Raw genomic sequence first — 19,716 nt, forward strand, 5'->3', positions numbered from 1 at the left:
TCAGCGCTGGGCGACCAGCTTCTGGTTGGCGCTGACGAAGTCCAGCGCTTCACCGCCATGGGCCTTGGCGTACTGCTCGGCCTGATCCTTGAGCAGGAAAGCGGCCAGTTCGCCCTTGCCGTTGCGCACGAACCAGGCCTGGTTGGCCAGCAACTTGATGCCGCTGTCGGCAGCCTGGGCGTAGATGGCGCGGATGTCCTTGCCCTCTTGCTCCAGTTGGGCCAAGGCACCGAGCGCGGCCTCGGGAGATGCGTAATGGCGCACCTTGTCTTCACCGCGCACCCAGATCTGCGCCAGGCGACTGAAATCGGTGATCGGTTTACCGGTCAGCGCATCCACGGCCTTGAGCGGCAGCGGGTCATAATTCTTCAGCGCCCTGTCGTAATCCACACCCGCCTGTTTGAAGGCGGCGCGGATGTACTGGTCATCGATGAACTGCCGGGTGTCGAGGCCACGGTCGGTCTTCTTCAATAGCTTCAGGGTGTCGATCGAAGTGGCGACGGCCTGGCGGTACTCGGGCTTCCAGGTCAGGTCGCGGGTCTGCAGGCCCAGCGGGCCGTGGAACAGGTAATTGACCTCGGCTTCGATGCCGGTGACCTTCTCGATCAGCTCGCTGTACTTCTCCGGCTCGGCGGCGATCAGGCGGTCGGCCTCCAGGCTGGCACGCAGGTAGGCGGTGACCACTTCGGGGTATTTGTTCGCGTAGTCGGCATCGACCAGTGCGCCGTGGAAGGTTGGCGCGTTGGCCTGGGCGCCATCGTAGATCTTGCGGGCGAAACCCCGGTTGGGGAACAGCTCGGCGAACGGGACGAAGTCGGCGTGCGCCTCGATGCGGTTGCTGCGCAGTGCAGAGCCGGCGATCTCGGGGGCCTGGGCGATGATCTTCACGTCTTTCTGCGGGTCCCAGCCTTGCGCGGCGACAGCGCGCAGCAGCATGCCGTGAGCGGTGGAGGCGAATGGCACGGAGATGGTCTTGCCCTTGAGTTCGCTCAGCGACTGCACGGCGGAAGCGGCGGGTACGACGATGCCGTTGCCGCTGCCCTGCACGCTGCCCGACAGCACGCTGATGAACAGGCTGCGTTTGCCGGCATCCAGGTGGGCGACGCCGTTGAACGAGCCGGGGAAGTCGGCCATGGCGCCGAAGTCGAGCTTGCCAGCGACCATCTCGTTGGTCAGCGGCGCGCCGCTGGTGAAGTTTTTCCATTCGATCTGGTACTGCGCATCCTTGTACTTGCCGTCATGCGGCAGGTACTTGTCGAGCAGGCCCAGCTCGCGAATCAGCAGGCCGCCGGTGGCGCAGTTGATGGTGGTGTCCTGGGTGCCGATGGCGATACGGATGGTTTCGGCGCTGGCGTTCAGGCCAGCGAGCGCCAGCGCGAGGCCGGCCACGGTTGCTACAAGGCGCATGGGTATTCCCCTCGAATCGTTTTAGGTATTGGAATCGTCTCCGCCACCGGGCTTGGGTGGTGGGAAACGAGGGGCATTGCAGGTGGGCGTCCGGTGGTTCGCCGGATGGCAGGCGTGGTTCAGCGCAGCAGGTATGGGATGTCGACCTTCACCGCACCGGTGGGGCAATCCTTCTCGCAGGGCATGCAGTACCAGCACTCGTCGAAAGCCATGTAAGCCTTCTGCGTGGCCGGGTTGATCGCCAGCAAGTCCATGGGGCAGACCTCGACGCACACGGTGCAGCCTTTTTCGGCGATGCACTTGTCTTCGTCGATGGTCACCGGGGCGTTGCTGCGGAAGAAGATTTCTTGCGGCTGGTAGGCCATGTCACGGTTTCCTCGGTGCCGTCTTGGGCACCTTTTTTGTAAGGGTTTGCACTTTCCCCTGTGGCATCTAGGCGGCATCCGCCTTGACCCGCAGGCGGTCGTAGGCGGTCTGCTCCTCGGCATCCAGGGCGATCAGGTAGGGTTCGACGGCTTTCTTGAAGCTGGTCATCTCGCCGTTATCGCCCTTCTTCAGGTGGCAATGGCAAAACCAGTCACCATCGTTGCGCTCGGGGAAGTCGACCCGGTGGTGGTACAGGCCCCAGCGGCTTTCTTCGCGGAACAGCGACGCGCGAGCGGCCATTTCGGCGCAGTCGCGGATCACCGTTACCTCCATCGCGCGCATCAGCTCATGGGGGTTGTTGGCCTTCATCTGCTGGAGGTCACGCTCGATCTCGGCGAAGCGCGTCAGGCCGATCTCCATCTTCTTGGTCACCTTGGGCGGCTGAAGGTAATCGTTGACCATGCGCCGCAGCTTGTACTCGACCTGGGCTGGTGGCAGGCCGTGCTCACGGTGCAACGGCGCGAACACACGCTCACGCTCACGCTCGACCTGGGCGACATCGACCTCGGCCAGCTCGCGCCCGACCACGTAGTGCGCCGCGTTCACACCAGCGAACCAGCCATAGGTGAAGGCACCGAGCATGTAGTTGTGCGGCACCGCAGCCATGTCCCCTGCGGCATACAGGCCTTTGACGCTGGTCTCGGCCTTCTCGTTGACCCACACACCCGAAGCCGAATGCCCGGAGCAGAATCCGATCTCGGAAATGTGCATCTCGACCATGTGCTGGCGGTAATCGGTGCCGCGCCCGGCATGGAACTGGCCACGGCTGGGGCGTTCGTTGCTGTGCAGGATCTCTTCGATGTTCTGGATGGTTTCCTCGGCCAGGTGGTCGAGCTTGAGGAACACCGGGCCATTGCCGCCTTCGAGTTCCTGGTGGAACTCCCACATCATCTGCCCACTCCAGTAATCGCACTCGATGAAGCGCTCGCCCTTGCTGTTGGCGGTATACCCGCCGAGCGGGCCGGTCACGTAGGCGCAGGCCGGGCCGTTGTAATCCTTGATCAGCGGGTTGATCTGGAAGCACTCCAGGTTGGCCAGCTCGGCGCCCGCGTGGTAAGCCATTGCATAGCCATCGCCCGCGTTGGTGGGGTTTTCGTAAGTGCCCATCAGGTAGCCCGACGACGGCAGGCCGAGGCGCCCGGCGGCACCGCAGGCGAGGATCACGGCCTTGGCGCGGACCACGCGGAACTCGCCGCTACGGCAATCGAAACCAAGTACACCGGCCGCCGCCCCTTCGCCATCGAGCAGCACGCGGGTGCAGACCATGCGGTTGCTGATCTCGACCCGGGCGCGCTTGAGCTGGCGGTAGAGCACCTTCTTGATGTCATGGCCTTCGGGCATGGGCAGCACGTAGGCGCCCATGTGATGGACCTTCTTCACCGCGTAGTCGCCGGTCTCGTCTTTTTCGAACTTCACGCCCCAGCGGTCGAGCTGTTCGAGAGTTTCAAAACTGTGCGTGGCATAGGCATACACGGCGGCCTGATTGACGATGCCGTCATTGGCCACGGTGATTTCCTTGGTGTACTGCTCGGGCGTGGCGTGGCCGGGGATGATCGCGTTGTTCAGGCCGTCCATGCCCATGCTGATGGCGCCGCTGCGCTTGACGTTGGCTTTGTCCAGCAACAGCACGCGCAGGCTTTTGTCCTGCTCCTTGGCCTTGATCGCCGCCATCGGCCCAGCGGTGCCGCCGCCGATGACGATGATGTCGTAGTCCTGGATCTCGATACTCATGCCTTGCCTCCCTTCTGGCGGTCGATGCGCAGGCGGTACTGGAAAGCATCGCCGCGGTAATAGAGGTGTTCGAAGTCCAGTGGGGTGCCGTCAGCGGTGTGGGTGAGGCGCTCGATGCGCATGATTGGCGAGCCTTCTTCCACGTCCAGCGCCTGGGTCAGATCGCTGTCGGCCAGCACCGCGTCGATGGCCAGGTCGGCGTGGCCGAGCGCGATGCCGCAGTCGTTTTCCAGCAGCAGGAAAATGTCGCGGGTGACCAGGTCGGCCTTTTCCAGCTTTTCGCCTACCGCCTTGGGCAGCCAGGTGATCTCCAGCGACACCGGCTCACGGTTGATCAGGCGCACCCGACGGATCTCGGTGACCAGGCTGCCCTCCTCGACCTGCAGCCGCGCCGCCACCAGCGCATTCGCCGGTACATGGCGCAAGCTGCGCAGGCGGTTGAGTACTTCGTAGCCCATCTGCGTCATCGACTCGGCCAGGCCCTGCAGCGTGCTGACGTTCTGGAACGCCTTGGGCTTGGCGACGAAAGTGCCCTTGCCATGGATCTTGAAGATCAGCCCTTCCTTCTGCAGGTCGCCCAGCGCCTGGCGCACGGTGATGCGGCTGACGTCGAACGCCTTGCCCAGTTCGCTTTCAGAAGGCATGCGGCTGTGCGGCGGGTAGGTGCCATCGAGGATGCGCTCGCGCAGCAGCTCCTTGAGCTGGGTGTAGAGCGGTACCGGGGACAGGGGGAGGAGTTCGGCCATGGGTCTCTTCGCTGAGTGGTGACTTGTTATAACAAGTTGTGACCAGAGAGTAACGGGCATAAGACCGGGCACGGAAATACTGTTATTGCATATGGATAGATGCGATTTTGTGGGTGTGGGAGCGGCTTCAGCCGCGAAAAAGCCGCCACCGATACCAGAGGAAAAAGGGCCATAGATCAAGGCGATGGACGCCACCGAATCAGATGGGTATCATGCGTGCGCGTTGCACTCGTAGCTCAGCTGGATAGAGTACTGCCCTCCGAAGGCAGGGGTCGTGGGTTCGAATCCCGCCGAGTGCGCCATATCAAAAAGCCCTGGGCCCGTGCCCGGGGCTTTTTCGTTTGTGCGGCATATCGCATTTCTGGCACTCCCGTGCCATGGGTCATTGGTGTTAGCGTGGGCACCTTCCCGTTTTCTCGACGGGTATCCCATAACAATGATTCGCGAAGGAATGCGCGCCTCCATGCATCTGAAAAAACTCACCACAACCACCTTGCTGCTGGCCAGCATCGGCCTGTTCACTCAGCCCGCTCAGGCCAACCTCACCCAACAGCAGTCCGCCGCCATCGTCAAAGTCTTCGATGGCACTGATCCCAGCGACTTCAAGCAATTCCTCGGAAAACTCAAAGACAGCGAGCAGGCAAAGGCCGACAACCTTGGCGCAACCCTCGACGCCTACCTCGCCGGCAAGCAGCTGAACGCCGAGCAACAAAATGAAATCAACCGCCTGCTTGGCCTCTACACCCGCATCAAATATGGCAAGGCTGCCACCGAAACCCTGCGCGAACTGGTGGCCATTCCCACCTTCAGCGTCGACGGTGTACCGCAGCACGAAAACCCTGAGTTCCTGAAGATCGCCGACAAGATCAAGGCGCTGGCCGAGGGCTTTGGCCTGGCTTTCCGCAACGTCGACAACCGTGTCTACGAGATCTCGCTGGGCGCCGGCAAAGACGTGGTCGGCATTCATGCTCACGCCGACGTAGTGCCGGTCAATCCAGACAACTGGAAGTTGGCCGACGGCACCAAACTCGACCCGTTCAAGGTCACCCTGGTGGGCGACCGCATGTACGGCCGTGGCACCGAAGACGACAAGAACGGCATCGTCGTCGCGTTGTACGCGCTGAAGGTGGCGAAAGACGAAAACCTGCCATTGGCCCGGCAGTTCAAACTGCTGATCGACACCACCGAAGAAACCAGCGGTGATGCCATCCCCTACTACTTCGAGCGCAACCCCACGCCCGCCTACAACCTTGCGCTCGATGGCGGCTACCCGGTGGTGATCGCCGAAAAAGGCTACGGCACGGTCATGGCCAGCTTCAGCAAGCGCCCGGGCAGCGGCGAAGGCGCAGAGATCATCAACCTCACCGGCGGCCTGGCCACCAACCAGATCCCCACCACCTCGGTGGCGACCCTGGTCAGCGACAACCCGGAACGGTTGGCCAAGCAGCTCGAACAAGCCGGCGCCAAATACGTGAAGGACAATGGCGGCGACTTCAGCATCGCGGCCAAGAGCGATGGCAAGCACGTGCTGCTCACCGTGACAGGGGTATCGGCCCACTCTTCCGAGCCGGAATCTGGGGTCAACCCAGTGGCGCGCATGCTTGGCTTCATCAACGGCCTTAGCCAGCAGGTGCCGCTCAAGCAAAACCACTTCACCGATGCAGCCCGCTACACCGCCGACAACTGGGGCCTGGATTACCTGGGCAAGAAGCTCGGCGTGGACTTCAAGGATGAGTTCATGGGCCCGCTGACCGCTTCACCGACCTTTGTCGGCGTGGATGAAAAAGGCCTCAAGCTGGCAGTCAACCTGCGCATTCCCAAAGGCAAGCCGCTGGCCACGATCAAGGACGAACTGGCCGACAAGCTGGGTAAATGGACCCGTCAGAGCCACACTTCGGTCGCCTTCGACTACAGCCTGGACGAGCCGATGTACCGCAACCCCGAGGGCGAATGGGTCAAGGCGCTGCTGGATGTGGCCAGCGAGAATCTGGGCATGAAGCACGCCTTCGGCACCTCTGCCGGCGCCACCTCGGTGCACGATCTGCCCAACGGCGTGCAATTCGGCCTGGCCATGCCGGACGTGAAATACACCGGGCACAACGATAACGAGTTCAAGACCGTGGAGCAGTTCATGCTGGACTTGCAGGTGGTGAGCGAGATGGTTGCGCGGATTGGGCAAATGCCCAAGCTTTGAGCCAGCTGTGCCGGCCTCTTCGCGGCTAAAGCCGCTGCCACAGGGATTTTCGCCTGCCCTGTGGGAGCGGCTTTAGCCGCGAAGAGGCCGACGGAGACGATCGCCCATGACGTTTTTCAATCGCCTCCATGCCGTTTCCTGCATTGCCGTGCAGAGCGTCGTGCTGGATGCTTTATTTACTCCAAGAGCCCGTTTTTTCCACCCGCAGAGGCCTGTATGAAGAACGTCGAACAAATCCTCAAGACCAAGCTGCACCATCAGACCGTGCACACCATCGGCCCTGATGAGTCGGTCTTGGAGGCCCTGAAAAAGCTGGCAGAAAAGAACATCGGTGCGCTGCCTGTGGTAGAGGATGGCAAAGTGGTGGGCATCGTCAGTGAGCGCGACTACGCACGCAAGCTGGTACTCAAGGGCCGCTCTTCGGCGGCCACGCCGGTCCGCGAAATCATGAGCGCGCCAGTGGTCACGGTGGAACTCAAACAGAACCTTGAGTACTGCATGAACCTGATGACCAACCGCCACCTGCGCCACCTGCCGGTGGTACACAACGGCGAGCTGCTGGGCCTGCTGTCGATCGGTGACCTGGTCAAGGAAACCATCGCCGAACAGGCCAACCTGATCCAGCAGCTGGAGCAGTATATCCGCGGCGAATGATCAGGCCTCAGTGGTAGGCGCGCTCCAGCTCGTCCAGCTGATGGTCGAAGCTGCGCAGGCGCGCCGACCAGGTGTAAACCAGCACTTCCAGATCCCGATTGAGCACGGCCGTGTTGCCATGCCCAGTGCTTGACGGTTCACACAGGTCCAACTGGTAACGCTCGCGGGCCATGGCCGTGGCCACGCTGGACAGGTCGCGGGCATTGGCCAGCCAGTGGTGGTGGTGGTCGTGGACTTCGCGGTCGAGCGTCCGGCATTGGCGTTTCAGTGCCTCCAGGCTCTGCTCCAGCGGCGTGCCCTTGAGCTCGCCCATGACCTCCTCGAAGGTCCGCCCTGAATGCCAGTAACTGCCCCAGAAATAGCGGTCGAACACCGTTTCCACCCGGCGCAGCGCGACCTTGGTATTCCAGATGGTGAGCAACGTTCGCCCCTGGATCACTTCGCGCTTGTTCAGGTGCAACTGCTGCCAGGCAATCCACGTCAGCCCCAGCAACGCCACCGCCGCAGTAACGGCGGCAGCGGCGTAGAGGAACTGCACGGCCTGGTTCATCTGGTGCGTATGGCGAATGCCGTAGAAGTAGCCGGCCGTCAGCGTGCCCAGGATCGTCACGGAGCACCAGAAACCTGATGCGTAGGGATCTTTCATGGCGCCTATCCCCTTATTGTTTTCCTGAGCATAGCAACGGCCCAACACTCGTCAGGTGCCGCTCGGCGCTTTATTTTCGGGGGCGGCGCAGCGCTTCGTTGAGTTGATCGAAGGGCACCGCCCAATCGGCATCTTCAATGATGCTTTCCTTGAGAAATGCGCGCTGGGGCTCGGTCCAGAACGGCGCGTCCACCAGCTTGATTTCGTTTTTCAGCGGTGAATGGCTGGTAATGAACTGGTCGATACTCTGCGGATCGTCGGGCAAGCCCAATTGCTTGAACAGCTCGGAAAACGGATGGGTCGGTGCGTCCATGATTCCTCCTGTCTGCCGGGCAGGCCGTCCACGACGCCGGCCCGGCATGGGTTTGAGAACATCAGCACAGCTCGCGTACTTCGGCTTGCGGTACCAGTTTCAGGTACTGCTCCATGCTCATGTGGATCAGGTGATCGTGGTCACCCGCCTCTAGGTAGACATCGCCCTGGCGGGTAAGACTCGAATCGAGCAGCATCTTTATCTGGTAAGCGTCACCCATTGCTGGAATGGCGCCGCGCTCGCAATCGCCGAAGAGGCTCGGCAGGCCGCTTTCACGGGTCATTTGCCAGGCACCGGTCATGCGCACCTTGCTCATGTCCAAGTGCCGGTTGGCCGGTAGCACCGCCATGATGTAGTTGCCATGACGATCGTCGAGCATGACCGACTTGGCCACCCGCTCGGCCGGTACACCTGCCGTGCGTGCCGACTCAAGGCTGGTCGCCGAGTGGGGATGGGGAATGATGTCGTAATCGCAGTTGGCCTGGTCCAGGCGCTGCTGCAGGGTCTTGGCCATTCGCATGATGCACCTCCGGTTTCGCCCCCCCTTTCCAATTTTAGGCCTTGCCCGGACAGGCATGACTAAACTTCGGATAGAGAGGCGAACAAGGTGACGACAGGTGATCGCTCGCTGCTGGCGCTGCTGGTTGCTGGTACTGGTGCTCGGCCTCGCCCCGGGCAGCCAGGCCGCGCCTGGCGCGGTCTGGGTATTGAGCATCGACGATGCCATCGGCCCCGCCAGCGCCGACTACGTGCTGCGCGGCCTGGACCAGGCGCGGGATCAGGGCGCGCAGCTGGTGGTGATCCGCATGGACACGCCGGGCGGGCTGGACAGCGCCATGCGCCAGATCATCAAGGCAATCCTCGCCAGCCCCGTGCCGGTGGCCAGTTTCGTTGCCCCCAGCGGCGCGCGTGCCGCCAGCGCCGGCACTTACATCCTGTACGCCAGCCACGTGGCGGCCATGGCCCCCGGCACCAACCTCGGCGCGGCCACGCCGGTGCAGATCGGCGGCGCGCCGAAGGAAGACCAGGCCAAACCCGGCAGCGATGACGAGACCCTGGCACGCAAACAGGTCAACGATGCCGCCGCGTATATCCGTGGCCTGGCGCAGTTGCGCGGGCGCAATGCGGATTGGGCGGAAAAGGCCGTGCGTGAGGCAGTAAGCCTGTCAGCCAGTGAGGCGCTCAAGCAGAAGGTAATCGATCTGCAGGCGAGTGACCTGCCGGACCTGCTGCGTCAGCTCGACGGCAAGACGCTGCTCGCCGCAGACCAGCCGCGCCTGCTGCAAACCCGCGACGCCAGCGTGGTCGAGCACCTGCCGGACTGGCGCACGCGCCTGCTGGCGGTAATCACCAACCCCAGCGTGGCGCTGATCCTGATCATGATCGGCGTCTATGGCCTGCTCTTCGAATTCATGAACCCAGGCTCCGGTGTCGGCGGAGTGGTCGGTGGCATCTGCCTGCTGCTGGCCCTGTATGCCCTGCAGCTGCTGCCGGTGAGCTTCGCTGGCATGGCGTTGGTCCTGCTGGGTATCGCTTTCATGATCGCCGAGGCATTTTTGCCCAGCTTTGGCGTGGTCGGCTTTGGCGGGATTGTCGCGTTCGTGGTGGGGGCGGTGATCCTGATTGACACCGACGCCCCCGGCTTCGGTATTCCCCTGGCACTGATCGCCACCCTCGCGGTGCTCTCGGCGCTGTTGATCGGCGGCGTGCTGGGCATGGCCCTGAAGACGCGCAAGCGCGCGCTGGTCAGCGGCGATGCCGGGCTGGTCGGCAGCCTGGTCAGCGTCACCCAGGTGGAGCCAGACAACCCGTTCTGCGGCTCGGTACAGGCCCAGGGCGAACAATGGCAGGTGCAGTGCACCACGCCGCTGCAGCTGGGCCAGAAGGTGCGGGTCACCGCGCGGCATGGCGTGATGCTGGAAGTGAGCGCTGCCGCCCCTACCGTGCAAGGAGACTGACGATGTTCGTGCAATTGGGTTTCGGCGCCCTGCTGATGCTGCTGGGCGTGCTGTTGTTGTCGGCGTTCCGTATCTTGCGTGAATACGAGCGCGGCGTTGTGTTCCAGCTGGGGCGCTTCTGGCAGGTCAAGGGCCCGGGGCTGATCCTGCTGATTCCGGTGATCCAGCAGATGGTCAGGGTCGACCTGCGTACCGTGGTGCTGGACGTGCCGCCGCAGGACGTGATCTCCCGCGACAACGTCTCGGTGAAGGTCAATGCGGTGCTGTATTTTCGTGTGCTCGACCCACAGAAGGCGATCATCCAGGTCGAGGACTTTCTGGTCGCCACCAGCCAGCTGGCCCAGACCACCCTGCGCGCAGTGCTGGGCAAACACGAACTGGACGAGCTGCTGGCCGAGCGCGAACAACTGAACCTGGACATCCGCCAGGTGCTGGACGCACAGACCGATGCCTGGGGTATCAAGGTCGCCAACGTCGAGATCAAGCACGTCGACCTCAACGATTCGATGGTCCGCGCCATCGCCCGCCAGGCCGAGGCCGAGCGTGAACGCAGGGCCAAGGTGATCCATGCCGAAGGCGAATTGCAGGCGTCGGAGAAGCTGATGCAGGCCGCGCAGATGCTCAGCAAGGAGCCAGGGGCCATGCAGTTGCGTTACATGCAGACGCTGGGGTCGATTGCCGGGGACAAGAGCTCGACCATCGTGTTTCCGATGCCGCTGGATCTGCTCAAGGGGATGCTGGACCGGGAAAAGTGACAGGGGCCTGCGTGAGGCCCCTGCAATGAATCAGACTGGCGCGCGGCGCAGGGTCGCCAGGAAGGTCGCCGCGCCAATGAACAGCCCAGCGAAGGTGCGGTTCAAACGCTTCTGCTGCTTGGGCGTACGCAGCAGGCGCAGCACCCGCGACGCCAACCCGGTGTAGCCCGCCATCACCAGCATGTCGACACTGATCATGGTCACTGTGATCGCCACATACTGCGGCAGCAGCGGCGCGTGCGGATTGAGGAACTGCGGCAGCACCGCCAGCATGAACACCAGCGCCTTGGGGTTGCTGACGTTGACCAGAAAGCCACGGAACACCAGGCTCAGCGGCTTGCCGATCGGGCGCACAGCGGAGTCTTCGGTCATGTCCATCGGCAATGCGCGCCATTGCTTGTAGGCCAGGTAGACCAGGTAAGCGACACCAAACCATTTGATCAGGGTGAAGGCAGTGGCGGATGCCGCAAGAACGGCGCCGACACCGGCGGCGATGATGGCGATCTGCACGATCAGGCCAATCTGCAGGCCTAGCGCGTTCCAATAGCCGCGCCAGAAACCGTACTGCAGGCCGCTGGACATCGAGGCAATCGCCCCGGCTCCAGGTGAAAGGCTGATCACCCAACACGCGGCAAAGAAGCCCAACCACACTTCCATCGACATCACACACCTCGCTCGAACAAATGTTGCAAAACGTTAAGCTAAGGTGCTGGCGGAAAAATGACCAGTAAATTCTGGGGATTTTTGTTGGCAGCACTGGCAGCATCAAGTCAGGACAATGCTTCCAGCTCCGCCTGCATGCTTTCCAAAGTCTCCAACGCCTCCATCCAGCCTTCCTCAAGCTCGCTTTCACGCTGCTTGAGCTTGGTCTGCCGCGCCAGCAGATCACGCAGTTCATCCTTACGCGCCGCCTCGTACAGCCCACTGTCACCCAACGCGGTTTCAATCTCGGCCAGTTGCGCATGCACCTGGTTGAGCTCGGCTTCGAGCTTGTCGGCGGCCTTCTTGTGCGGTGCCAGTTGCTGACGCAAGGCCGCGGCGGCCTGGCGCTGGGCTTTTTTGTCAGTCTTGTCCGGATTGACCGGGGCGTTGCTCACCGGGGCGCTGCGCTGGCGGTACTCGACCAGCCAACGGCTGTAGTCGTCCAGGTCGCCATCGAAGGGTTCGACCTTGCCATCCGCCACCAGCAGGAAGTCGTCGGTGGTGCTCTTGAGCAGGTGACGGTCGTGGGAGACCACCACCACGGCACCGGCAAACTCCTGCAACGCCATGGTCAGCGCCAGGCGCATCTCAAGGTCCAGGTGGTTGGTCGGTTCGTCGAGCAGCAACAGGTTCGGCCGTTCCCAGGCGATCAGCGCCAAGGCCAGGCGGGCCTTTTCACCCCCGGAGAAGTTCACCACCGGCTCGTCGACGCGGTTGCCGTGGAAGTCGAAACCGCCGAGGAAGTCGCGCAAGGTCTGCTCGCGTTCGGTCGGCGCAATGCGCTGCAGGTGCAGCAGCGGGCTGGCCTTGTCGTCCAGCGAATCGAGCTGGTGCTGGGCGAAGTAGCCAACGGCCAGGTTCTCGCCGCGTACCAGCCGGCCGGACAGCGGTTCGAGCTCACCTGCGAGGTTCTTGATCAGGGTCGACTTGCCGGCACCGTTGGGGCCGAGCAGGCCGATACGGGCACCCGGAACCAGTTGCAGCTTGACCTTGTCGAGGATCGCCTTGTCGCCATAGCCCAGGCAGCCTTCGGACAGGCTCAGCAGCGGGCTGGAGATTTTCTGCGACTCACGGAAGACGAAGTCGAACGGCGAATCGACATGCGCCGCCGACAGCTCTTCCATGCGCTCCAGGGCCTTGATCCGGCTCTGTGCCTGGCGGGCCTTGGTCGCTTGCGCCTTGAAGCGGGCGATGTACTTTTCCATGTGCGCACGCTGGGCCTGCTGCTTCTCGTAGGCTTGCTGCTGCTGCGCCAGGCGCTCGGCACGGGTGCGTTCGAAGGCGCTGTAGCCGCCCTTGTACAGGTTGAGCTTGCGTTGCTCGACGTGCAGCACATGGTCGACCACGGCATCGAGGAAATCACGGTCGTGGGAAATCAGCAGCAATGTGCCTGGGTAACCTTTAAGCCAGTCTTCCAGCCACAGGATCGCATCGAGGTCCAGGTGGTTGGTCGGTTCGTCGAGCAGCAGCAGGTCGGACGGGCACATCAGCGCCTGGGCCAGGTTCAGGCGCATCCGCCAACCACCGGAGAAGTCGCCGACGCGGCGGTCCATCTGCTCGTTGGTGAAGCCCAGGCCGGCCAGCAACTTGCGCGCGCGGGCATCGGCGGTATAGCCGTCGGCGCTTTCCAGCTCACTGTGCAGGCGTGCCAAGGCGGTGCCGTCGTGGGCCGTCTCGGCCACGGCGAGCTCAGCCTGGACCTTGCGCAGGCGCGCATCGCCATCGAGCACATAATCCACCGCCAGGCGATCGAGGGTGTCGACCTCCTGGCGCATGTGGGCAATGCGCCAGTCGCCGGGTAGCTGGCAGTCGCCGGAGTCGGGCGACAGCTCACCGCGCAGCAAGGCGAACAGGCTGGATTTTCCGGCGCCGTTGGCACCGATCAGGCCGGCTTTGTGGCCGGCGTGCAGGGTCATCTCGGCGCCTTCTAGCAAGCGCTGCGGACCACGCTGTAAAGTGAGGTTGGATAGTCTGATCATGATGGTCGCGGAGTCTACCAGCTTCCTCGACCCGGAGCGTACGTCGAATCATGCACACCGACCTGTGGAATCACGCGCTGGCCTTGTATGCCCGGCCAGGTATCGAAGAAGCTTGCCTGAACGTTCAGGCGCTGGGGGGCGATGTTTGCCTGCTGCTGTGCGCGACCTGGTTGCAATGCCGTGGGGTTGCGCCGAACGCCGAGCGCGCTCAGGCCCTGCGCGTGCTTGCCGAGCCTTGGCAAAGGCAGGTGGTCACGCCGCTACGCAGCTTGCGCCAGCAATGGCGAACGCAGGCGCAGCACGACCCGCAATTGGCGGCGTTGCGTGAACAGGTGAAAGGCTTGGAACTGCAGGCTGAAAAGCAATTGCTGCAACGGTTTGAGGCTTGCGCGCAACAATGGCCTACAGGCTCGCTGGAGCCTGTAGATGATTGGCTGGCCTGGCTGGCGCCCGACCAGGCCCGTGGCCACGACGCGCTGGATCAGCTGCGCGTCGCGGCCGCAGGGCTTCAGGAGGCCGAAGACGGCGCCTGAGCTGGGGTGCTTGCGGGGGCCGCAGGGGCTGCCGGTGTAGCCGAGTTGGTCACTGCTGTGCTGGTAGCGGGCGTGGCTGGCTTGCTGGCAACCGGTTTGGCGGCGGCGGGTTTCGCCGGGGCTTTGGCGGCAGGCTTGGCAGCTGGCTTGGCGGCAGGTTTAGCAGCTGGCTTGGCCGGTGCTTTGGCTGATGCAGGCTTGGCGGCAGTCGTCCTGGCGGGCGCTTTAGCGGCATCTGGTTTGGCAGCTGGCTTCGCGGCGGCAGCTCTAGCCGGGGCCTTGGCGGCAGTTGGCTTGGCGGCGGCTTTGGCCGGTGCCTTGGCAGCGGCAGGTTTGGCAGCTGGCTTGGCCGCAGCAGCTCTTGCCGGGGCCTTCGCTGCAGCTGGCTTCGTTGCAGGCTTGGCTGCAGCCCTGGCAGGCGCCTTGGCGGCAGCAGGCTTGGCCGCTGCGGTGCGAGCTGGCGCCTTGGCGGCTGCAGTTTTCGCGGGTGCCTTGGCGGCAGGTTTGGCTGCAGGCTTGGCGGCAGTTCTGGTAGGCGCTTTTACAGCAGCCGATTTAGCCGACTTGGCGGCCACCGCACGCTGATCCAGTGCCTTGCCCGCGGCCTCACGCACTTTGCCAACACCCTGGGCAAGTTTCAGGCTGTCCTGGGCATCGCGTTTGAGTTGCTGAATATAAGTGCGGGTTTGCGTCTGGCGATCTTTGAGCGAGTCGAGCAACGACTCAAGTTCACCGATGGCTTTCTGCGCTTTACCTTGCGCCTTGGCTTTGCCTGCCTTGGCCGCATCCTGCAACTTCAGGCGCCCGGTGTGCAGTTTCTCCTGGGTCTTGCCGCGCTGCTTTTCCAACTTGGCCAGCAGTTTTTCAGCATCAGCCAGCGCTTGCGAGCAGGCATCTTCCAAGTGTTCGAGCAGGCTGCCCGAAAGTTGCTGGAGCAGGTGTAACGGCGTACTTACTGGCTTCTTCTTGGCCGACATGGTTTACCTCCTGGCTGACGAGATTGCGGCTCATACTATGCTTCTGCTGCTACCGCCGCTAGGGCATGTTGACAGTCTCATCAGCGCCGCGTTGCATGCCTGGGCAAAGTTGTTATCTTGCAGCTCCGTGCAAGTGTAGTTGCTTAACAAATCGTTGCCGATATTTACGCAAATCACTTCAACAAGGCTGGCATACTTCCCAGCTCTTGAGCTCGGAGTTGAGCATGCCTCGTTATCTTGTTTTCGGCTTGTGCCTGGTTGCTCCTTTGGCACTTGCCGCCGGTGAAACACCCTCCACCAACGATCACGACCTGGCCTACAGCCTGGGCGCCAGCCTGGGTGAGCGCCTGCGCCAGGAGGTGCCGGGGCTGCAGCTGGACGCGCTGGTCGAAGGCCTGCGCCAGTCCTATCAGAACCAACCGCTGAAACTCGATCAGGCGCGGATGCAGGCCATCCTCCAGCAGCACGATGAGCAGGCCAACGCCGCCGCCGAGCAAGCCGAAGTAGCGAAGCTACAGGCCGTGGAAGCGCGCTTCATGGCCAATGAACGGGCACGCGCGGGCGTGCACGAGCTGCCTGAAGGCGTGCTCTACAGTGAACTGAAAAGTGGTAACGGCGCGCAGCCCAAGGCCAATGGCAAGGTGCAAGTGCTCTACGTGGGCAAGTTGCCTGATGGCTCGGTGTTCGACCAGAATCAGCAGCCGCAGTGGTACAAGCTGGACTCGGTGATCGAGGGCTGGCAGGTGGCGCTGCCGCACATGAAAGCTGGGGCCAAATGGCGGCTGGTGATCCCTTCGGCCCAAGCCTACGGTGCCGAGGGCGCGGGTGACCTGATCGCGCCCTACACGCCGTTGGTGTTCGAGATCGAGTTGCTGGCGGTCGGCGACTGACGCCGACCTTCAGGCCTCGATCGCGTCTTCTTCCTTGTGCGCGTTATGCAGCACCTCGATCAGGCAGTCTTCGAGTTCGAAGCGCTCATGCAGCAAGCTGCCCAGCTTGCCCAGCTTCTCGGCGAAGCGTTCGGTGTCTTTGCACTCGCCCTTTTCGCAGTGATCGTTGAAAGCCAACGCGATCTGAGTGCTGTCGTTGATGCGCGGATTGATCTCTTCCGCCAGCTTCAGCGCCTTTTCGTCACCGAATGCTTTGGCCTCGGTCACCAGTTGCTCGCTGACCTCGAAATGCCAAGCTGACACGTAGTCGACCAGCACCGCGCAGAAATCACGGTTCTTGTCCTTGTCTGCAAACGCCGGCTTGGCATCGCGCAAAGTACGGAAAGCCTGAACCAGCTCCTCTCGCTCCTTGAGCCAGCGGTCGATCAGCTTGTGCACCCCACCCCAGCGTTCTTGGGCGTTCTGACAACTATCAAGCATGGCGATCTCTTCCCTTCTGGGTAGATGCCGCTGCACCTCGCACCACGACCGCGCAGCACAAAGGTGACATCAGCAGGACGGCATCGAGCAGTTGTGTTTTCGGTATGCGTGCTGGGAGATTATTCCTGCACGTGCTGCCCATCAAGGTACGCAGCCGACAAAGTTCATACAAGTGTTTAATACTCTGCCGCAGCACCACTGGTCGCGCTATCGCCCAGTGCTTGCGCTGGGTCATGCTTTGCCAAGGGTGCGGAAACGATACGCCAGCAGGTTTGACAAGGGCAGCGCAGCCAACAGCAGGAATGCCAGCAAGCTCCATTCAGGCAAAGTCAGATCGAGAAAACTCCAGGTCATCGAGCTGCAGTCCGGGCCGCCGAGTACAAGTTGCCGTGCAGCCTCGCTCCAGGAGCTTTGCAGTACTTGGCGCAGCGACGCCGGACAGGCATGGTCGATGCCGACCGCGCCCTGCAACCACACATGCCTGGCCGCCAGCAGCGCACCAGCCGCCGCAAAGGCCAAGGCCGCCTGACCATACCGCCGAACACCTGCCACGCCCGGCGCGTGCACAGTCGCGCACAAGCAGATCATTGCGTACACACCCAGAAAAAAACGCTGACTGAAACACAGCAGGCAGGGCACCAGGCCCAGGCTGACTTCCAGGTAGAAGGACGCGGTCAGCACCGCCAACGAGGCAAGGCAGGCAGTAAGAAAAAACGTGCGCAGGCGGGCCGGCAACATGAGCGGTGGGCGTCCGGAGTAGATGAATTGGTTTGAAACGGTAGAGGAAACGCGGGCTTTGTTTCAAGGCGCGACAGCAAAGGTAAGTCACCGGGAGGCACTAGAAACTTCTTCGCGGGCAGTAGGAAATTTCTCACGAAGAGCGCTGCAGATAGAACACGTGTCGCAGGATAAGACGCCAATGCCCATGAGCCCGCATCCATTGCGGGCTCATGGGTTACTCAGGCGCGTACGCCTTCTGGCAGCGGGAGGGCCAACAGACGCTCGTCCAACAGGCCGAGGCCTTCCTGGAACAATTGGTTGCTTCGCTCGGTTTCGCCCAACCCGGCCAGCAATCGGGCCAGCTCGGCGCAGGCTTCCGGGTTGCGCTCCATGCTCAGGCTGCTTTCCAGGTAGTCGCGGGCCTTGCCCCACAAGCGGTTCTGCAGGCTCAGGCGGCCAAGCGTCAGCAGCAGGCTAGGGTCCTGCGGATGCGCCTTGAGCCAGCCTTCTGCAGTTTGCAGCTGGCGAGCGGGATCATCGCCACGCACAAGGCCATACAGGCGTGCAAGATGGCTTTCGTACTCACGCTTGAGGGCGGTGCGCAACACCTGCTCGGCTTCACCCTGGGCGCCTACCTGACGCAATTGCTCGGCATAGGCCAGTACCAGGCGCGGCTCCTGGCGCTGCGCAGCGGTCAGCTGTTGCCACGCGCGCTCCAGCGCCTGACGGGCACTCTGATCATCGTCGCCACGGGTTGCCGCGAGGCCCAGATTCTGGCCCCAGGCACGCTGTTCAAGCGCGGCGAGTTCGTCGGCCGGCAGCACCTTGCCTTTACGCAGGTCGGGCAACAGGCGGATCAATGCCGACCAGTCACCGCGCGCCAGATAAAGGCGCTGCAACAGGCGCAACACTTGGTTGTTGTGCGGGTGCCGCTCTTGCATGGCCAGCAGGGTTTCCAGAGCCCCCTCGCTCTCGCCCCGGTCCATCTGCAATTGCGCGTGGGTCAGCGCGATCGCAAGCTCGGCTTGGGGTTGGCGCTCCAGCGCTCGTTCCAGCAGGTTGTCGCTGTCTTCGGTGCGCCCCTGCTCATTGGCGGCACGGGCAGCGCCGAGGTAATACAGCAGCGGCTGACGTTCAGCCTCGGCCGCGCGGTGCAAGTGGCGCTGGGCGCTGGCCCAACGGCCTTCGGCGAGGTCCAGTTGGCCTTGCTCGATGGCAATACGAATGCGTCGGCTGCGGTTACGCCGCGACCACGGGTTGATCACGCCGCTGGAGGTCAACACCAGACCGATCAGGTACCGTAGCAGCCACAACAGCAGCACCACGGCGACCAGTGCTGCGAGCGCCGCCCATAGCCCGGACTGATAACGGAAGCTACCGTAGGAAATCATTACGTAGCCACTGTGCTTGGCCACCGCGATACCCAATGCCGCAGCAACCACGATCGCCAGCACGGCCAACAGGTAGACACGCTTCATGGCTTGCCCCCTTCACCCTCGGCAGGCAGGTGGCGACGCTGGATGTAAGTCTGCACCGCGGCCAGGCTGTCACTCAGGTCGGGGGTAACCACCGAAACCGGTTGCTCGGCCAGCGCGTTGAGGCTGTCGAGCATTGCCTTGCTCTGTGGGTTGTCGGCGTTGAAGTTGGCCAGCAACACACTGCGTGCATCATCCAGCGCCTGGCTGTAGACCTTGGCCTCACCATTGAGCGCGGCCCACTGGGCTTGCTCGATGGTCAGGCTGAGGGCCAGGCGCAGTTGATTGAGCGACTGCCCGGCCAGCAGTGGCCGCACATTGTCGTCGGCGTTGAAATCAATCTGGAAGTACTTGGAGATCTCTGCCCACCACTGCGCCAAGCGGCTGGCGCCATCGCCATCGGCAGTCAGCGCACCGAGCGCGTCGGCATTGCTGTCGAATTCGGGCGACTGGGCACTGAGCTGCTGCACCAGCTCACGCTGGGCGGCCAACTTCAGGTACAAGCCGGTACGATCGGGTTGCTGGGTGCTGTTGAGCGTCGCCAGGCTGCGTGCCAGCTGCTCGCGGGCGGCGAATGATCCAGGGTCGCTCTGTTCACGCAAGATCTCGTCGGCACCTTCGACCAGCGCCTTGGCACTGGCGATGTCCTGCAAGGCCGAAAGCCGCAGGGTGGCCAGGCGCAGCAGGTGCTCGGCTTCGGCCAGGCGCCATTCCTTGCGGCTTTCGCCCAGCACGGTTTCCACGCGCTGACTGAGACGCTGTTGATCACCCTGGAGTTGTGCCACCAGGCGCCGGCGGTCTTCCAGTTCGCTGGCCGCCGGCAGGCTGGCCAGCTGGGCGCTGATCTGCTGTTCACGCTGCTGCAAGGCCGCTGCACGCTGGTTCAGCGCTTCGAGGTGCTCGCCCTGGCTCAGTTCACTGCCCTGCAGATGTCGCACCTGCCAGACACCCCAGCCGCCCACGGCGACCCCGGCCGCGCCCACCAACAGCGCCAGCAAGGCCAGGCCGGTGCCGGAACGTTTGGCGGGTGGAGGGGTGACCGGTTGCGCCGGCTCCTGCGCCGACGGCTGATCATTGTGTGACAAGACAGTTTCGCTCACGTATCCATCCTTTGCATGGGGGCGCATCGC

General features: G+C 62.9%; 20 protein-coding genes and 1 tRNA gene. 7 read left to right on the top strand and 14 right to left on the bottom strand.

Annotation, left to right across the window (positions count from 1 at the left end):
- The 4 genes from ACIQUF_RS12895 to ACIQUF_RS12910 all read right to left on the bottom strand — a co-directional run bounded on the left by ACIQUF_RS12895 (position 1) and on the right by ACIQUF_RS12910 (position 4,310).
- Positions 1-1,407: an ABC transporter substrate-binding protein gene (locus ACIQUF_RS12895; RefSeq protein ID WP_403131842.1), complete on the bottom strand. Its 1,407-nt coding sequence runs from the start codon at positions 1,405-1,407 to the stop codon at positions 1-3.
- A 119-nt stretch (positions 1,408-1,526) separates the two neighbouring features.
- The gene (locus tag ACIQUF_RS12900) at positions 1,527-1,772 is read right to left on the bottom strand and encodes a ferredoxin family protein (RefSeq protein WP_043208219.1); all 246 of its coding nucleotides are present in this window, start codon (positions 1,770-1,772) and stop codon (positions 1,527-1,529) included.
- Positions 1,773-1,839: 67 nt separating this feature from the next.
- Positions 1,840-3,564, bottom strand: coding sequence for a fumarate reductase/succinate dehydrogenase flavoprotein subunit (locus ACIQUF_RS12905; protein ID WP_403131845.1), 1,725 nt, complete (start codon positions 3,562-3,564; stop codon positions 1,840-1,842).
- On the bottom strand, positions 3,561-4,310 hold the full coding sequence (locus tag ACIQUF_RS12910; protein ID WP_403131847.1) for a GntR family transcriptional regulator: 750 nt from the start codon (positions 4,308-4,310) through the stop codon (positions 3,561-3,563). Before ACIQUF_RS12910 ends, ACIQUF_RS12905 begins: the two co-directional genes overlap by 4 nt.
- A 225-nt stretch (positions 4,311-4,535) precedes the next feature.
- Between ACIQUF_RS12910 and ACIQUF_RS12915 the strand changes: the two genes are divergently transcribed.
- The 3 genes from ACIQUF_RS12915 (at position 4,536) to ACIQUF_RS12925 (ending at position 7,158) form a co-directional block, all read left to right on the top strand.
- A tRNA-Arg gene (locus ACIQUF_RS12915) sits at positions 4,536-4,612 on the top strand.
- A 161-nt stretch (positions 4,613-4,773) separates the two neighbouring features.
- A complete protein-coding gene (locus ACIQUF_RS12920) occupies positions 4,774-6,504 on the top strand; it encodes a dipeptidase (RefSeq protein ID WP_403131850.1) in 1,731 nt (576 codons plus the stop codon).
- 216 nt (positions 6,505-6,720) lie between these two features.
- Complete coding sequence (locus tag ACIQUF_RS12925; protein ID WP_403131853.1) at positions 6,721-7,158, top strand: CBS domain-containing protein; 438 nt, start codon at positions 6,721-6,723, stop codon at positions 7,156-7,158.
- Positions 7,159-7,165: 7 nt separating this feature from the next.
- On the opposite strand, the gene ACIQUF_RS12930 is transcribed toward ACIQUF_RS12925, so the two are convergent.
- From ACIQUF_RS12930 to ACIQUF_RS12940, 3 genes are all read right to left on the bottom strand, one after another.
- Entirely contained in the window at positions 7,166-7,804 is a 639-nt protein-coding gene (locus tag ACIQUF_RS12930; RefSeq protein WP_400801387.1) for an NADH:ubiquinone oxidoreductase subunit N, read from the bottom strand.
- Positions 7,805-7,874: 70 nt separating this feature from the next.
- Positions 7,875-8,117 carry a DUF2789 domain-containing protein gene (locus ACIQUF_RS12935; RefSeq protein WP_403131857.1) on the bottom strand — a complete coding sequence of 81 codons (243 nt, stop codon included), beginning with the start codon at positions 8,115-8,117 and terminating at the stop codon, positions 7,875-7,877.
- A gap of 61 nt (positions 8,118-8,178) precedes the next feature.
- Positions 8,179-8,637, bottom strand: a complete 459-nt coding sequence (locus tag ACIQUF_RS12940; RefSeq protein ID WP_400801391.1) for an aminoacyl-tRNA deacylase — start codon at positions 8,635-8,637, stop codon at positions 8,179-8,181.
- 97 nt (positions 8,638-8,734) lie between these two features.
- On the opposite strand from ACIQUF_RS12940, the gene ACIQUF_RS12945 reads away from it, so the two are divergent.
- Both ACIQUF_RS12945 and ACIQUF_RS12950 read left to right on the top strand, forming a co-directional pair.
- Entirely contained in the window at positions 8,735-10,075 is a 1,341-nt protein-coding gene (locus ACIQUF_RS12945; protein WP_403131860.1) for a nodulation protein NfeD, read from the top strand.
- Positions 10,076-10,077: 2 nt separating this feature from the next.
- Entirely contained in the window at positions 10,078-10,830 is a 753-nt protein-coding gene (locus tag ACIQUF_RS12950) for a slipin family protein (RefSeq protein ID WP_403131863.1), read from the top strand.
- Positions 10,831-10,860: 30 nt separating this feature from the next.
- On the opposite strand, the gene ACIQUF_RS12955 is transcribed toward ACIQUF_RS12950, so the two are convergent.
- Positions 10,861-11,493, bottom strand: a complete 633-nt coding sequence (locus tag ACIQUF_RS12955; RefSeq protein WP_403131865.1) for a LysE family transporter — start codon at positions 11,491-11,493, stop codon at positions 10,861-10,863.
- A 107-nt stretch (positions 11,494-11,600) separates the two neighbouring features.
- Positions 11,601-13,511: an ATP-binding cassette domain-containing protein gene (locus ACIQUF_RS12960; protein ID WP_403131867.1), complete on the bottom strand. Its 1,911-nt coding sequence runs from the start codon at positions 13,509-13,511 to the stop codon at positions 11,601-11,603.
- 50 nt (positions 13,512-13,561) lie between these two features.
- On the opposite strand from ACIQUF_RS12960, the gene ACIQUF_RS12965 reads away from it, so the two are divergent.
- On the top strand, positions 13,562-14,044 hold the full coding sequence (locus tag ACIQUF_RS12965; RefSeq protein ID WP_403131869.1) for a TIGR02444 family protein: 483 nt from the start codon (positions 13,562-13,564) through the stop codon (positions 14,042-14,044).
- Here the strand turns inward: ACIQUF_RS12965 and ACIQUF_RS12970 are convergent.
- Positions 14,020-15,021 (bottom strand): AlgP family protein, encoded by a 1,002-nt coding sequence (locus ACIQUF_RS12970; protein WP_403131872.1) that lies wholly within the window; start codon positions 15,019-15,021, stop codon positions 14,020-14,022. The two genes, ACIQUF_RS12965 and ACIQUF_RS12970, sit on opposite strands and share 25 nt — an antisense overlap.
- A 224-nt stretch (positions 15,022-15,245) precedes the next feature.
- On the opposite strand from ACIQUF_RS12970, the gene ACIQUF_RS12975 reads away from it, so the two are divergent.
- A complete protein-coding gene (locus tag ACIQUF_RS12975) occupies positions 15,246-15,911 on the top strand; it encodes an FKBP-type peptidyl-prolyl cis-trans isomerase (protein WP_403131874.1) in 666 nt (221 codons plus the stop codon).
- Positions 15,912-15,920: 9 nt separating this feature from the next.
- On the opposite strand, the gene rsd is transcribed toward ACIQUF_RS12975, so the two are convergent.
- The 4 genes from rsd to ACIQUF_RS12995 all read right to left on the bottom strand — a co-directional run bounded on the left by rsd (position 15,921) and on the right by ACIQUF_RS12995 (position 19,686).
- A complete protein-coding gene (rsd, locus tag ACIQUF_RS12980) occupies positions 15,921-16,391 on the bottom strand; it encodes a sigma D regulator (protein ID WP_403131877.1) in 471 nt (156 codons plus the stop codon).
- 231 nt (positions 16,392-16,622) lie between these two features.
- Positions 16,623-17,129 (bottom strand): disulfide bond formation protein B, encoded by a 507-nt coding sequence (locus ACIQUF_RS12985; RefSeq protein WP_403131879.1) that lies wholly within the window; start codon positions 17,127-17,129, stop codon positions 16,623-16,625.
- A 221-nt stretch (positions 17,130-17,350) separates the two neighbouring features.
- Positions 17,351-18,589, bottom strand: a complete 1,239-nt coding sequence (locus ACIQUF_RS12990; protein WP_403131882.1) for a heme biosynthesis protein HemY — start codon at positions 18,587-18,589, stop codon at positions 17,351-17,353.
- Positions 18,586-19,686 carry a uroporphyrinogen-III C-methyltransferase gene (locus ACIQUF_RS12995; protein ID WP_403131884.1) on the bottom strand — a complete coding sequence of 367 codons (1,101 nt, stop codon included), beginning with the start codon at positions 19,684-19,686 and terminating at the stop codon, positions 18,586-18,588. The genes ACIQUF_RS12990 and ACIQUF_RS12995 overlap by 4 nt, the downstream gene beginning before the upstream one ends.
- Positions 19,687-19,716: the final 30 nt, after the last annotated feature.

The organism is Pseudomonas sp. NPDC090233 (assembly GCF_044772285.1).
Classification (GTDB): domain Bacteria; phylum Pseudomonadota; class Gammaproteobacteria; order Pseudomonadales; family Pseudomonadaceae; genus Aquipseudomonas.

What these genes read in the sequence shown, in the direction of transcription:
- ACIQUF_RS12895 (WP_403131842.1), bottom strand. Translation starts at nt 1,407, where the DNA reads ATGCGCCTTGTAGCAACCGTGGCCGGCCTCGCGCTGGCGCTCGCTGGC.
- ACIQUF_RS12900 (WP_043208219.1), bottom strand. Translation starts at nt 1,772, where the DNA reads ATGGCCTACCAGCCGCAAGAAATCTTCTTCCGCAGCAACGCCCCGGTG.
- ACIQUF_RS12905 (WP_403131845.1), bottom strand. Translation starts at nt 3,564, where the DNA reads ATGAGTATCGAGATCCAGGACTACGACATCATCGTCATCGGCGGCGGC.
- ACIQUF_RS12910 (WP_403131847.1), bottom strand. Translation starts at nt 4,310, where the DNA reads ATGGCCGAACTCCTCCCCCTGTCCCCGGTACCGCTCTACACCCAGCTC.
- ACIQUF_RS12920 (WP_403131850.1), top strand. Translation starts at nt 4,774, where the DNA reads ATGCATCTGAAAAAACTCACCACAACCACCTTGCTGCTGGCCAGCATC.
- ACIQUF_RS12925 (WP_403131853.1), top strand. Translation starts at nt 6,721, where the DNA reads ATGAAGAACGTCGAACAAATCCTCAAGACCAAGCTGCACCATCAGACC.
- ACIQUF_RS12930 (WP_400801387.1), bottom strand. Translation starts at nt 7,804, where the DNA reads ATGAAAGATCCCTACGCATCAGGTTTCTGGTGCTCCGTGACGATCCTG.
- ACIQUF_RS12935 (WP_403131857.1), bottom strand. Translation starts at nt 8,117, where the DNA reads ATGGACGCACCGACCCATCCGTTTTCCGAGCTGTTCAAGCAATTGGGC.
- ACIQUF_RS12940 (WP_400801391.1), bottom strand. Translation starts at nt 8,637, where the DNA reads ATGCGAATGGCCAAGACCCTGCAGCAGCGCCTGGACCAGGCCAACTGC.
- ACIQUF_RS12950 (WP_403131863.1), top strand. Translation starts at nt 10,078, where the DNA reads ATGTTCGTGCAATTGGGTTTCGGCGCCCTGCTGATGCTGCTGGGCGTG.
- ACIQUF_RS12955 (WP_403131865.1), bottom strand. Translation starts at nt 11,493, where the DNA reads ATGTCGATGGAAGTGTGGTTGGGCTTCTTTGCCGCGTGTTGGGTGATC.
- ACIQUF_RS12960 (WP_403131867.1), bottom strand. Translation starts at nt 13,511, where the DNA reads ATGATCAGACTATCCAACCTCACTTTACAGCGTGGTCCGCAGCGCTTG.
- ACIQUF_RS12965 (WP_403131869.1), top strand. Translation starts at nt 13,562, where the DNA reads ATGCACACCGACCTGTGGAATCACGCGCTGGCCTTGTATGCCCGGCCA.
- ACIQUF_RS12970 (WP_403131872.1), bottom strand. Translation starts at nt 15,021, where the DNA reads ATGTCGGCCAAGAAGAAGCCAGTAAGTACGCCGTTACACCTGCTCCAG.
- ACIQUF_RS12975 (WP_403131874.1), top strand. Translation starts at nt 15,246, where the DNA reads ATGCCTCGTTATCTTGTTTTCGGCTTGTGCCTGGTTGCTCCTTTGGCA.
- rsd (WP_403131877.1), bottom strand. Translation starts at nt 16,391, where the DNA reads ATGCTTGATAGTTGTCAGAACGCCCAAGAACGCTGGGGTGGGGTGCAC.
- ACIQUF_RS12985 (WP_403131879.1), bottom strand. Translation starts at nt 17,129, where the DNA reads ATGTTGCCGGCCCGCCTGCGCACGTTTTTTCTTACTGCCTGCCTTGCC.
- ACIQUF_RS12990 (WP_403131882.1), bottom strand. Translation starts at nt 18,589, where the DNA reads ATGAAGCGTGTCTACCTGTTGGCCGTGCTGGCGATCGTGGTTGCTGCG.